The sequence below is a fragment of the Streptomyces sp. W16 genome (assembly GCF_033194735.1).
Classification (GTDB): Bacteria; Actinomycetota; Actinomycetes; order Streptomycetales; family Streptomycetaceae; genus Streptomyces.
In genome coordinates this window covers 1-12,415 of record NZ_JAWOAI010000005.1, presented here as the reverse complement: position 1 = coordinate 12,415, position 12,415 = coordinate 1, and the positions used below count along the sequence as shown (strand labels likewise).

The following is a 12,415-nucleotide window of genomic DNA, read 5'->3' as shown; positions in this document are numbered from 1 at the left end:
CCCTTACGGCGCTTTTCTCATCGAGTGCTCATGAACTCAGCGTCAGCGCGAGCTCGTCGATCTCCTGGCCCCGCGCGTTCGCGAACCCCCGGGTGTGCGCGGTGACGCGGAACCCGCACTTCTCCAACACGCGCCGCGAGCCCGCGTTGTCGGCGGCCACGCGCGCGTGCAGCGGGCGTTCGGGCACCTCCGCCAGCAGGTCGCGCAGCGCGGCCGTGGCGATGCCCTTGCCCCAGTAGGCGCGGTCGATCCAGTACGTCACCTCGCGCTCGCCCGGCTCCCCGTACACCGCCGTGCTGCCCACCACGTCGCCGTCGGCGAGGATCGTGCGCAGGACGTCGGACGAGGCGCGGATGCGCTTCCAGTGGGCGTCGAAGGCGTCCCGGTCGGCCGGGTCCTTCGGGGCGAAGGCGGCCATCCGCAGGGACTCGGGGTCGTTCATCTGCCGGAAGAAGACCGGCAGATCACTGTCGTGGACGGGGCGGAGCGCGACCTCCATCGGTCAGAGCCTCCGGGTGGCGAGGGTGAGCCGGTCGCGGGCGTCGAACAGGGCGTCCTTCACCATCTGTTCGTGCGCGGGGGTCAGCCGGGCCACCGGCACCGAGCAGCTGATCGCGTCCCGCGCGGGGGTGCGGTAGGGGATCGCGACGCCGAAGCAGCGCAGGCCTAGCGTGTTCTCCTCGCGGTCCACGGCGAAGCCCTGCTCACGGACCTGGTGGAGCTCCTCGATGAGCTTCTCGCGGTCGGTGATCGTGTGCTCGGTGAGCGCGGGCAGGGTCTCCGGGAGCATCTTGCGGACCTGCTCGTCCGAGTAGGTGCTCAGCAGCGCCTTGCCCAGCGAGGTCGAGTGCGCCGGGAGGCGGCGGCCGACGCGGGTGAAGGGCCGTAGATAGTGCTGGGACTGGCGGGTGGCCAGATAGACCACGTTCGTGCCGTCGAGGCGCGCGAGGTGGATGGTCTCCGTGGTGTCGTCGGAGAGCCGGTCCAGCGTGGGGCGGGCCGCCGCCACGACCTCGTCGCCGTCGATGTACGACGTGCCGACCAGCAGCGCCCGGACGCCGATGCCGTAGCGGGTGCCCGTCGCGTCCGTCTCCACCCAGCCCAGCTCCACCAGCGTGCGCAGCAGCATGTAGAGGCTGGACTTGGGGTAACCGACGGCCTCCTGGACCGCCGCGAGGGAGTGCATACCGGGCCGGCCCGCGAAGTATTCGAGCAGCTCCACCGTCCGTACGGCGGACTTGACCTGTGCCCCGCCGCCTGTCTCGCCTGCCGACATCGCCCTTGACACCCCTTCGTTCGACGAGAACCTTGAGTTATCGTCTCCACGAGCATATTCATCATCAGAGACAGCGTTCAGCATATCGAACGACCCTGGTGAATGACCCAGAACTGCGGCATTACATGTGGAGGGACCCGCGGTGGCAGCAGCACCAGTCTGGAGTGTCGACCCCCGAACCGGGAAGCAGCGGGAACAGGTTGCTGTGGAGGCCACAGCCCAGGAGGTGGACACCGCCGTCCGAGCCGCCCACGCCGCGCGCGGCTCGCTCGCCGACCGTACGGTCCGCGCGGCCTTCCTGCGCGGCGCCGCCGACCAGCTCGAAGCGGCCAAGAACCAGTTGGTCGAGGTCGCCGACGCGGAGACCGCGCTCGGCCCGGTCCGGCTGAACGGCGAACTCGCCCGCACCTGCTACCAGTTGCGCGCCTTCGCGGACATCGTCGACGAGGGCGCCTTCCTCGACGTCGTCATCAACCACCCCGACGACACGGCCACCCCGCCGATCCCGGACCTGCGCCGCTACAAGGTGCCGCTGGGCGTCGTCGCCGTCTACTCGGCCTCGAACTTCCCCTTCGCCTTCTCCGTCCCCGGCGGCGACACCGCGAGCGCGCTGGCGGCCGGCTGCCCGGTCGTCGTCAAGGCCCACCCCGACCACCCCGGCCTGTCCGAGCTGGTCGCGAAGGTGCTGCGCCGGGCCGCCGCCGAGCAGGGCATCCCGGACGGCGTCCTCGGCCTGGTGCACGGCTTCGAGGCGGGCGTCGAACTGGTCAGGCACCCGCTGGTCTCGGCGGCCGGCTTCACCGGTTCCGTTCGAGGCGGTCGCGCCCTCTTCGACGCGGCGGCCTCCCGGCCCGTCCCGATCCCCTTCCACGGCGAACTGGGCTCCCTCAACCCCGTCGTGATCACTGAGGCGGCGGCGGCCGAGCGGGCCGAGGCGATCGGTACGGGCCTCGCGGGTTCGATGACCCTGGGCGTCGGCCAGTTCTGCGTCAAGCCGGGCCTTGTGCTGGTGCCGTCCGGCTCCGCCGGGGACGGGCTGGTCAAGTCCCTCACCGACGCCGTCAGCGACACGGACTCGGGTGTTCTGCTGGACCACCGGATGCGGGACAACTTCCTCGCCGGTGTCACCGAGCGGGCGGGGTTGCCCGAGGTGGAGTCGCCGGTGACGCCGGGGGCGGGCAGTGAGCACACGGTGAGTCCCGGGTTCCTGACGGTGCCGGCGGAGAAGCTCGCGTCCGAGGGGGCGTACGACCTGCTTCTTGAGGAGTGCTTCGGGCCGGTCACCGTGGTGGCCCGCTATGACGACGACGCGCAGGCGAACGCCGTGCTGTCGCGACTGCCGGGGAATCTTACGGCGACGGTTCATCTGTCCGCGGAGGAAGCGGCGGGGGAGGGGCGGGGGGCGGAGATCCTCGCCGAACTCACGCCGTTGGCCGGGCGGGTGTTGGTGAACGCGTGGCCTACGGGGGTTGCGGTGGCGCCCGCGCAGCATCACGGGGGGCCTTACCCGGCGACGACGTCTACGTCAACTTCCGTTGGCGGTACGGCTATTGAGCGGTGGCTGCGGCCGGTCGCTTACCAGAACACACCTGAAGCGTTGCTGCCGTTGGAGTTGCGGGACGACAATCCGCTGGGGCTGCCTCGGCGTTATGACGGGCGGTTGGAGCGGTAGCGCCGTTGGGGGTGCGGTTTCGTTGCGTGTGCCGGTCCGCTGTGGCTGGTCGCGCCCACGCGGCGGAGCCGCATATCGGTACAGCCCCGCGCCCCTAAAGGCAATTCCCTGGGCCTGCGATGATGAGTGGATGGAATTGGAACTCTCCCAACTACCTTTTCCCCTCCGTACTTACGGGCCCGATGGGCGTTGGTCGTATGAGGATGGTGTGCTCACGGGGTGGGCGGGCCCTCGGCAGGACCGGTTTGTGCCGCCCACCGGGGAAGGGCTGGAACCCGCCTCCGACGCGCCGCGGTTGCTCGGGGCGCCGCACGGGGACTTTCAGCTGATCGCTCGGGTGACCGTGGGGTTCGCGGGGTCGTTCGATGCCGGGGTGCTCTATGTCCATGTCGGGGAGCGGGCCTGGGCGAAGTTGTGTCTGGAGTACTCGCCCGATGTGCCCACCGTCTGCACGGTGGTCACGCGGGGGCACTCCGACGACGCCAACTCCTTCACCGTCGACGGGAGTTCGGTGTGGCTGCGGATCAGCCGCACCGGGCGGGCCTTCGCCTTTCACGCCTCCCGTGACGGGAAGCGCTGGATATTCATCCGCCTCTTCACCCTCGGCGACGAGAAGGAGACCGACGCAGCCCTGGTCGGCTTCATGACGCAGTCGCCGATGGGGGAGGGGTGCGTCGTGACGTACGACCACCTTGAGTTCAGGGCGAGTTGGCCGGACGACCTGAGAGACGGAAGCTGAGCGAGGCCGTCACCGCGAAGAGGGCCGCGCTGATCGCGAGGCTCTCCCGCAGGCCCGCCGTGAACCCGTCGGAGACCAGCGCCCCGAACACGGCGATCCCCAGCCCACCCGCGACCTGACGCGCGGAGTTGAGCACACCGGCCGCCAGCCCCGCCCGCTCGGCCGGTACCGCGTCCATCATCACGGCGGTGAGCGGCGGGACCGTCAGGGCGCAGCCGAGGGCCATTGGCACGAGCAGTACGGCCACCAGGAGCGGGGGTGTGCGCTCGTCGACGCAGAGCAGGCCGAGTGCGCCCGCTCCGGCCAGCAACTGCCCGATCAGCATGGGCAGTCGGGCTCCGTAGCGGCCGGCCAGTTTGCCCGACACGACGTTCGTCACCGAGATCAGACCGGCCATCGGCAGGAACATCAGCCCCGCGTACAGCGCCGAACGGCCCTGCACCTGCTGGAAGAAGAGCGAGAAGAGGAAGACCACGCCGTAGAAGGCGACACTGCACGCCGCACCCGCCGCGACCGCCACGGACACCGTACGACTGCGGAACAGGCCGAGCGGCACCACGGGATGTGCTTGCCGGAGTTCTACCCGGACGAAGACCGCGCCCGCGACGAGGGCGACCAGGAACGCCACAACTCCCGTTGTCCCGCCCTCGATCACGGCGAAGGTCACGGCGGTGAGCGCCACCACCGCCGCCAGCTGGCCCGGCAGGTCGAGCGGCGCGGGCCGGCGTTCCGAGCGCGGTGAGCGGACCAGCAGTACCAACGCCACCGCTCCCAGCGGCAGGTTGATGAAGAAGATGCCGCGCCAGTCCCAGACCGTGGTCAGCGCACCCCCGGCCACCGGGCCGAGGGCCACCGCGATCGAGCCGCCCGCCGACCAAGTGGCCACCGCCCGGGCCCGCTTGGCCGGTTCGGGGTAGGCCTGCCGGACGAGGGACAGCGAGGCCGGGAGGACGACGGCGGCGGCCACGCCCTGGAGCACGCGGGCGGCGATCAGCGTGGGCAGGTTCGGGGCCAGCCCGCAGGCCGCCGAGGCGAGGGTGAACACCGTGATGCCGATCGCGTATGCCCGGCTCGCCCCGGCCCGGTCCGAGAAGGCGCCGGTGGACAGCATCAGGGCCGCGAAGGACAGCGTGTACGCGTCCACCACCCACTGCAGCCCCGACATCCCGCCGCCGAGCGCCTGCCCGATCGACGGCAGCGCCACGTTCACCACGGACGCGTCGAGGGTGATGAGCGCGAAGCCGAGGAGGGCGGCGGTGAGGGTGAGAGTGGGAGAGGGCGCGGTCAAACCGCCGGTGCGGGGCGTGAGTTGGGTGGTTGGCGTTGGCATGTACCCATGCTGCGGAACCGCGACGGCATAGAGTAGTGGCCGGAACGCCATACAACCGGAGGTTCTGGCCATGCCGAGGAAACGGCCCCCGCACCGCGTCGCGATCGTCGCGCCGTCCCCCGTATCCATGTTCAACCTGGCCATCCCGGAGTTGCTCTTCGCCAAGGTCGAGGTCGACGGCGCCCCCGGCTACGAGGTGACCATCTGCAGCTCGGACGGCGGCCCGGTGGTGACGACCGGCGGCCTGCACCTCCAGGTGGGCCGGGGCCTCGACGTACTGCAGACCGCCGACACCGTGGTGCTCGCGGGCACCGGGGTGCGGTACGAACCCGATCCGGCCGCGGTCGCAGCCGTCCGCGAGGCCGCCGCCGCGGGCAAGCGCGTCGCCTCCATCTGCAGCGGCGCCTTCGTGCTCGCCGAGGCCGGGCTGCTCGACGGCCGCAGCGCCACCACGTACTGGGGAATGGCCGACGAGCTCCGCGAGCGCTATCCGGCCCTCGACCTCAAGGGCGACGTCCTCTACGTCCAGGACGGGCAGGTCCTGACCGCCTCCGGTTACGCCGCCGGCATCGACCTCTGCCTGCACATCATCCGCACCGACTACGGCGCCGCCGTCGCCAACGAGGTCGCCCGCCTCGCCCTCGTCGCACCCGTACGGCCGGGCGGCCAGACGCAGTTCACCCAGACCCCGCTGCCGCCCGAACGCGGCACCGCCTGCGCCGACACCCGGGGCTGGGCCATGCGCAACCTCGACAAGCCGCTCACCCTCACCGACCTGGCCCGGCACGCGGGCGTGAGCGTCCGCACCCTCACCCGCCGCTTCCACGCCGAGAGCGCGGTGAGCCCCCTGCAGTGGCTGCTCCACCAGCGCGTCGAACGGGCGAAGGAACTCCTGGAGACCACCACTCTCCCCATGGACCAGGTGGCCCGCGCCTGTGGCCTGGGCACGGCGGACTCGCTGCGCGGCCACCTGGTCCGCCGCACCGGGCTGACACCGAGCGCCTACCGGGCGCAGTTCAGCCGCCTGGGAACCGAAGCGGCGGAAGTCACGTCATCGGTCGCATGACGAGTGATCGCGCCATCGACACCCTGATGATCCGCACGGCTCTGCCCGCCGAGGCCGAGGCCATCGCCGACCTGCACTTCCGCGCCCGCTCGACCTACTACCCCGACGGCCTCCCACAGTCCGACTTCGACTGGCGCGCCGCCTGGCTGGGCTCCATCGAACGCCCCGACGCCCATGTGCTGTGCGCGGTCGAGGACGGCGGTGTCGTCGCCATCGCCTCCTTCCGCACCCCGGACGGAGGCCCCGCGGACACGGTCAAGCTCTTCCAGTTCCACGTCGACCCCGACCGCTGGCGCTCCGGCCTCGGTACGGCCCTGCACACGGCCTGCGTCGAGCAGTGGCGGGCCGACGCCCGGCGGACCGCCGTACTCGACGTGCATGTCGACAACGAACGGGCGCAGGCCTTCTACGTCCGTCAGGGCTGGGTCGCCGATCCGTCCGACGGCGATCACCACGTGGGGATGCGGCTGCGGCTGTCGGCGCCGGGGGAATGAAGCGGGCTGCTTGAACGTTCACGGGGGAGACAGAGGGAGTCTTTGCTCCCCCTTGCCCGTTCCATCCGTGCGTCCCGGAAAGAGCCGAAGAAGATGCGTGTCGAAATTTGGTCGGACATAGCGTGCCCGTGGTGCTATGTCGGAAAGGCCCGATTCGAGAAGGCCCTCGACGCCTTCCCGCACCGCGACGGCGTCGAGGTCGTCCACCGGTCCTTCGAACTCGACCCGGGCCGCGCCAAGGCCGACATCCAGCCCGTGCTGAAGATGCTCACCAAGAAGTACGGCATGAGCGAGGCGCAGGCGCAGGCGGGTGAGGACAACCTCGGTGCGCAGGCCGCGGCCGAGGGCCTCGACTACCGCACTCGCGACCGTGACCACGGCAACACCTTCGACATGCACCGCCTCCTCCACTTCGCCAAGGAGCGGGGCCGCCAGGACGAGCTGATCCAGGCGCTGTACAAGGCGAACTTCGCCGAGGAGCGGTCCGTCTTCGGCGACGACGAGCGCCTCGTCGAACTGGCCGCAGGCGTCGGCCTCGACGCGGACGCCGCCCGCCAGGTGCTGGCCGACCCGGGCGCGTACGCCGACGAGGTCCGCGCCGACGAGCGCGAGGCCGCCGAGCTGGGTGCGAACGGCGTGCCCTTCTTCGTCCTCGACCGCAAGTACGGCGTCTCGGGCGCCCAGCCCGCCGAGGTCTTCGCCCAGGCACTGACCCAGGCGTGGGGCGAGCACTCGCCGCTCAAGCTGATCGACAGCGGTGACGCCGACGGCGCGGAGGCCTGCGGTCCCGACGGGTGCGCGGTGCCGCAGGCCTGAAAGCCGCAGGTCAGCGCCGACCCATAAGCGTTGCTTAGAGGATTCACGCAAAAACTCGCAATGGACGAGGCCCGCACAGCACCGCAGAGTGGTGCCATGGAGACCTTCGAGAGCCTCGTCCGCGCCGAGTTCGCCCCGAAGAACACCTACCTCAACACCGCGAGCACCGGCCTCCTCCCGACCCGCACCGTCACCGCGATGCACACCGCCGTCGAGGCCGCCTCGGTCGGCACGCCGACCGACATGTTCGACGACGTCGAGGCGTCCCGCGCCGCCTTCGCACGCCTCACCCGCGTGCCGGTCGGCCGGGTGGCGGCCGGGGCCTCGGTCGCGGTCTACAGCGGACTGATCGCCTCCTCGCTCCCGCCCGGCGCCGAAGTCCTCACCGCCGAGGCCGACTTCAGCTCGGTGGTGAACCCCTTCCACATGCGCGCCGACCTCAAGGTGCGCGCCGTCCCGCTGGAGCGGATCGCCGAGTCGGTACGCCCCGGCACCACGCTCGTCGCGGTCAGCGCCGCCCAGTCCGCCGACGGCCGGATCGCCGACCTGGCCGCGATCCGGGCGGCGGCACACGCACACGGGGCGCGTACGTACGTCGACGCCTCGCAGGCCGCCGGCTGGCTGGACCTCGACGCGGACGCCTACGACTATGTCGCCGCCGCCGGCTTCAAGTGGCTCTTCTGCCCGCGCGGGGTCGCCTTCCTGGTCACCCCGGAGGACTTCGGCGGCCTCAACCCGGTCTTCGCCGGGTGGGTAGCGGGCGAGGCCCCGTGGGACAGCTGCTACGGCCCGGTCGCCGAACTCGCCCACTCCGCCCGCCGGTTCGACGAGAGCCCGGCCCTCTTCTCCTACGCCGGTGCCCGCCACTCCCTGGCCCTGCTGGAGGAGTTGGGCGTGGACGCCGTACGCACCCACGACCTCGACCTGGCCGACCGCTTCCGCACCGGCCTCACCACACTCGGCCACGAACCCGTCCCGTCCCCGGGGTCCCCGATCGTGTCGGTACCCGGACTCGGGCGGAGGCAGGGCGAGTTGAGCGCGGCCGGAGTCGAAGTCTCCGACCGCGCCGGGAACTTGCGCGCTGCCTTCCACCTCTACAACACCACCCAGGACGTCGACCGGCTCCTCGACGTCCTCGCGGGCGGACGCCGGCCGGGGCACGGCAGGCGGCGGCTCACCTCACCGGCGTGAAGTCCCGCGCCCCGATGAACTCCGGCCGCCGTACCGGCGCCGCGAACGGCTCGACCGCCTTGTTCTCCACGCTGTTGAAGACGATGAAGACGTTGCTGCGCGGGAACGGGGTGATGTTGTCGCCGGAGCCGTGCATGCAGTTGCAGTCGAACCAGGTCGCCGAACCGGCCCTGCCCGTGAACAACTTGATGCCGTGCCGGGCGGCCATGTCGGTCAGCGCCTCGTCGGAGGGCGTGCCCGCGTCCTGCATCTGCAACGACTGGCGGTAGTTGTCCTCGGGGGTCGCGCCCGCGCAGCCGAGGAACGTGCGGTGCGAGCCCGGCATGATCATGAGGCCGCCGTTGGTGTCGTGGTTCTCGGTGAGCGCGATCGACACGGACACGGTCCGCATGTTCGGCAGACCGTCCTCGGCGTGCCAGGTCTCGAAGTCCGAGTGCCAGTAGAAGCCGCTCGCCCCGAAGCCCGGCTTCACATTGATCCGGGACTGGTGGACGTACACGTCCGAGCCGAGGATCTGCCGCGCCCGCCCGACGACCCGTTCGTCGCGCACGAGCCGCGCGAACACCTCGCTGATCCGGTGCACTTCGAAGACGGACCGGATCTCCTTGGACTTCGGCTCGACGATCGACCGCTCGTCGGCCCGGATCGCCGGGTCGACGATCAAGCGTTCCAACTCCCGCCGGTAGACGTCGACTTCGTCGTCGCGCAGGAGTTCCGGCATGGCGAGGAAGCCGTCGCGCTCGAACGACTGGAGGCCGTCCGTCGGGATCGGCCCCGGGGTGTCGGAGGAGCCCCAGACGACGGGGTCCTTGCGCGGGACGGACACCTCGGTGGTGCCGCGGCTGGGGTACAGATCGGTGACGCCGGTGACGGTGGTCATGCTCGTCACACCTCCTTGGACTCGGGCTCGGGCTCGGTCAGCAGCGGATAGACGCCGTTCTCGTCGTGGTCCTCCCGTCCGGTGACGGGCGGGTTGAAGACACAGATGCAGCGGAAGTCCTCCTTGATCCGCATCGTGTGCCGCTCGTGTCCGTCGAGGAGGTACATGGTCCCAGGCGTGATCGTGTACGTCTGCCCGGTCTCGTCGTCGGTGAGTTCGGCGTGGCCCTCGACGCAGACGACGGCCTCGATGTGGTTCGCGTACCACATCGACGTCTCGGTCCCCGCGTAGAGGACGGTCTCGTGGACCGAGAAACCGACCCGCTCCTTGGCGAGGACGATGCGCTTGCTCTCCCAGGTGCCGGACGCGGCCTTGATGTGCCGGTCGGTGCCTTCGAGTTCCTTGAACGAACGGACAATCACGGTGCTTTGACGCCTCCTTGACGTGGTGTCAGATGGTCGGGTTGTTCACACGGTTTCGAGTACGGCGCGGGCGAGGATGCGCAGGCCCTCGTCCAGCTCCTCCGGGGTGATGGTCAGCGCGGGCAGCAGTTTCACGACCTCGCCCTGCGGGCCCGACGTCTCGACGAGCAGGCCGAGTTCGAAGGCCCGGGCGCAGATCCGCCCGGCGCGCTCCGGGTCCTTGAACTCGATGCCCCAGACCAGTCCGCGGCCCCGGTACGCCTTGATGTCGGCGAGGTTCTCCTCGGTGATGGAGATCAGCCCCTGCTCGACCTGCTCACCGCGGGTCCGGGTCTGCTTCTCCATCGCGGAGCCGTCCGCCCAGTACGTCTCCAGGGCGGCGGTCGCGGTGACGAACGCCGGGTTGTTGCCGCGGAAGGTGCCGTTGTGCTCGCCCGGCTCCCAGATGTCCAGCTCGGGCTTGAACAGGCACAGCGACATCGGAAGGCCGTAGCCGCTGATGGACTTGGACACGGTGACGATGTCGGGCACGATCCCCGCCTCCTCGAACGAGAAGAACGCGCCGGTGCGTCCGCAGCCCATCTGGATGTCGTCGACGATCAGCAGCATGTCCTGGCGCTCGCACAACTCGGCGAGCGCGCGCAGCCATTCGGGACGGGCGACGTTGATGCCGCCCTCGCCCTGCACGGACTCGACGATCACGGCGGCGGGCTTGTTGAGACCGGAGCCCTGGTCCTCCAACAGCCGCTCGAACCACAGGAAGTCGGGGACCTTGCCGTCGAAGTAGTTGTCGAACGGCATCGGCGTGCCGTGCACCAGCGGGATACCGGCACCGGCCCGCTTGAAGGCGTTGCCGGTCACGGCGAGCGAGCCCAGCGACATCCCGTGGAAGGCGTTGGTGAACGACACGATCGACTCGCGGCCCTTCACCTTCCGCGCCAACTTCAGCGCGGATTCAACGGCGTTGGTGCCGGTCGGGCCCGGGAACATCACCTTGTACGGCAGGTCGCGGGGCCGCAGCACGAGGTCCTGGAAGGTCTGGAGGAACCCGCGCTTGGCGCTGGTCGACATGTCGAGCCCGTGGGTGACGCCGTCGCGCTCCAGGTAGTCGATCAACGCCCGTTTCAGGACGGGGTTGTTGTGCCCGTAGTTGAGCGAGCCGGCGCCCGCGAAGAAGTCCAGGTAGGCGTGGCCGTCCTCGTCGTACATACGGCTGCCCCGGGCCCGGTCGAAGACGGTGGGCCAGCCGCGGCAGTAGCTGCGGACCTCGGACTCCAGGGTCTCGAAGACGCTGAGATCGGGCTGAGTGATGGTCACGCGAATCGCTCCTCAGTGGGTGTGGGGGGTTTCGGAAGCTGAGGTCTTAGAGACTCAACGGGCCGATCCGGTACAGCACTTCGGGGTCGTGCGGTCCGTCCGGGAAGTCACCGGCCTCGAACAGGACCGTGCGCTCCACGGTGGCGCCGTGACGTTCGGCGTACGAGGTGAAGAGGCGCTCGGACGCGGTGTTGCCCGGCGTGATCGTGGTCTCGATCGCGGTCAGCCCGTACTCGGCCGAGACCCGCTCGGAGAGCCCGTCGAGCAGCCGTGCGGCCAGCCCGCGGCCACGCTGCACCGCGTCGACGGCGACCTGCCACACGAGCAGGGTGCCCGGCCGGTCCGGCGGGATGTAGCCGGTGACGAAACCGACCGGCTCCCCGCGCTCGTCCCGCACGACGGCCGAGGTGCCGGCGAAGTCCCGGCACCACAGCAGATAGCTGTACGACGAGTTCAGGTCGAGGGCGTTCGAGTCCTTGGCAATACGCCAGAGCGCGGCGCCGTCGGCCACCGTGGGGCGGTCGATGTGCAGGTCTGCTTGGGTGGCGGTCATGCAAATTGAATTTACCGAGGGAAATTCGAAATCGCATGGAGGAATGGGGTTACGTCTGGGGCGGTGCTGTGTTATCACGCGTGCGGGTGCGGAAGATATGCGGAGGTTTGCCTGGTATATAAGGGGCGAAACGCCCTGCCTGTGTAACGGGTCACAAGGGTGTAACCCTCACGAGATCTACGCGAATTATTTGCGTTTAGGTCCGCGGAAATCGGGCAGGAGAATTCTGGAATTGTATCTGAATTAGGTGCTGGTCATACCGTCGATATTTTCCCGCAAGATATCGGCGTGACCGTTCCAGTTCCGTTCCGGTTCCGTTCAGGCCGAGGGCTACCGCCACGCCCCTTCCGCCGCTGCCCGGGCGCCCTCCAGGTCCACCGGAGCCCCCTGCTCGGCCAGCGCAGCGCCCAGTGCTGCCAAAGCGCTCTGTACCGTGCCCGCCGTCGCATCGACCCCGTAGTGGTTGACCCGGATCATCTCCTTCGACAGAGCGCCACCGCCCGCGGCCAGCGGCAGCATGGGGTCCGATGCCAGGGTCCTCGCCACCAGGTCCGACGCGATGACATCTGGCGGCGTCCTGAGCGTCGTAGCGACTGGCGCGGCCTCGGTCGCGTCGTGGACGTACGGCTCCAGGCCGCCGCCCAGGGCGAGCGCGCCCG

Annotated in this window: 13 protein-coding genes and 1 pseudogene; 6 read left to right on the top strand and 8 right to left on the bottom strand. The window is 69.9% G+C overall.

All coding sequences use genetic code 11. The annotated features are described in order from the left end of the window. Positions 1 to 28: 28 nt before the first annotated feature. The gene (locus tag R6V09_RS01355) at positions 29 to 499 is read right to left on the bottom strand and encodes a GNAT family N-acetyltransferase (RefSeq protein WP_317879449.1); all 471 of its coding nucleotides are present in this window, start codon (positions 497 to 499) and stop codon (positions 29 to 31) included. Between the two features lie 3 nt (positions 500 to 502). After that, on the bottom strand, positions 503 to 1,276 hold the full coding sequence (locus R6V09_RS01350) for an IclR family transcriptional regulator (protein ID WP_019067473.1): 774 nt from the start codon (positions 1,274 to 1,276) through the stop codon (positions 503 to 505). A gap of 142 nt (positions 1,277 to 1,418) precedes the next feature. Between R6V09_RS01350 and R6V09_RS01345 the strand changes: the two genes are divergently transcribed. Together R6V09_RS01345 and R6V09_RS01340 are read left to right on the top strand one after the other, a co-directional pair. After that, positions 1,419 to 2,948, top strand: coding sequence for an aldehyde dehydrogenase (NADP(+)) (locus R6V09_RS01345; protein ID WP_317879448.1), 1,530 nt, complete (start codon positions 1,419 to 1,421; stop codon positions 2,946 to 2,948). 130 nt (positions 2,949 to 3,078) lie between these two features. Then, positions 3,079 to 3,687, top strand: a complete 609-nt coding sequence (locus R6V09_RS01340; RefSeq protein ID WP_317879447.1) for a DUF1349 domain-containing protein — start codon at positions 3,079 to 3,081, stop codon at positions 3,685 to 3,687. Here R6V09_RS01340 and R6V09_RS01335 read toward each other — a convergent pair. Beyond that, on the bottom strand, positions 3,647 to 5,017 hold the full coding sequence (locus tag R6V09_RS01335; RefSeq protein ID WP_317879446.1) for an MFS transporter: 1,371 nt from the start codon (positions 5,015 to 5,017) through the stop codon (positions 3,647 to 3,649). The genes R6V09_RS01340 and R6V09_RS01335 overlap by 41 nt on opposite strands. A 70-nt stretch (positions 5,018 to 5,087) precedes the next feature. Between R6V09_RS01335 and R6V09_RS01330 the strand changes: the two genes are divergently transcribed. From R6V09_RS01330 to R6V09_RS01315, 4 genes are all read left to right on the top strand, one after another. Further along, positions 5,088 to 6,083: a GlxA family transcriptional regulator gene (locus tag R6V09_RS01330; RefSeq protein WP_317879445.1), complete on the top strand. Its 996-nt coding sequence runs from the start codon at positions 5,088 to 5,090 to the stop codon at positions 6,081 to 6,083. Beyond that, a complete protein-coding gene (locus R6V09_RS01325) occupies positions 6,080 to 6,577 on the top strand; it encodes a GNAT family N-acetyltransferase (RefSeq protein WP_317879444.1) in 498 nt (165 codons plus the stop codon). Before R6V09_RS01330 ends, R6V09_RS01325 begins: the two co-directional genes overlap by 4 nt. 93 nt (positions 6,578 to 6,670) lie before the next feature. After that, positions 6,671 to 7,393, top strand: coding sequence for a DsbA family oxidoreductase (locus R6V09_RS01320; protein WP_317879443.1), 723 nt, complete (start codon positions 6,671 to 6,673; stop codon positions 7,391 to 7,393). 96 nt (positions 7,394 to 7,489) lie between these two features. Next, positions 7,490 to 8,584, top strand: a complete 1,095-nt coding sequence (locus R6V09_RS01315; protein WP_317879442.1) for an aminotransferase class V-fold PLP-dependent enzyme — start codon at positions 7,490 to 7,492, stop codon at positions 8,582 to 8,584. On the opposite strand, the gene thpD is transcribed toward R6V09_RS01315, so the two are convergent. The 5 genes and pseudogenes from thpD to R6V09_RS01290 form a co-directional block, all read right to left on the bottom strand. Beyond that, the gene (thpD, locus tag R6V09_RS01310) at positions 8,568 to 9,464 is read right to left on the bottom strand and encodes an ectoine hydroxylase (protein WP_317879441.1); all 897 of its coding nucleotides are present in this window, start codon (positions 9,462 to 9,464) and stop codon (positions 8,568 to 8,570) included. The two genes, R6V09_RS01315 and thpD, sit on opposite strands and share 17 nt — an antisense overlap. A gap of 5 nt (positions 9,465 to 9,469) precedes the next feature. Continuing rightward, the gene (locus R6V09_RS01305) at positions 9,470 to 9,886 is read right to left on the bottom strand and encodes an ectoine synthase (protein WP_317879440.1); all 417 of its coding nucleotides are present in this window, start codon (positions 9,884 to 9,886) and stop codon (positions 9,470 to 9,472) included. Between the two features lie 45 nt (positions 9,887 to 9,931). Next, positions 9,932 to 11,203 carry a diaminobutyrate--2-oxoglutarate transaminase gene (ectB, locus tag R6V09_RS01300; RefSeq protein WP_317879439.1) on the bottom strand — a complete coding sequence of 424 codons (1,272 nt, stop codon included), beginning with the start codon at positions 11,201 to 11,203 and terminating at the stop codon, positions 9,932 to 9,934. A gap of 46 nt (positions 11,204 to 11,249) precedes the next feature. Continuing rightward, the gene (gene ectA, locus R6V09_RS01295) at positions 11,250 to 11,756 is read right to left on the bottom strand and encodes a diaminobutyrate acetyltransferase (RefSeq protein ID WP_317879438.1); all 507 of its coding nucleotides are present in this window, start codon (positions 11,754 to 11,756) and stop codon (positions 11,250 to 11,252) included. Between the two features lie 330 nt (positions 11,757 to 12,086). Then, positions 12,087 to 12,415: pseudogene (locus R6V09_RS01290) on the bottom strand (alanine--glyoxylate aminotransferase family protein); the annotation flags it as partial.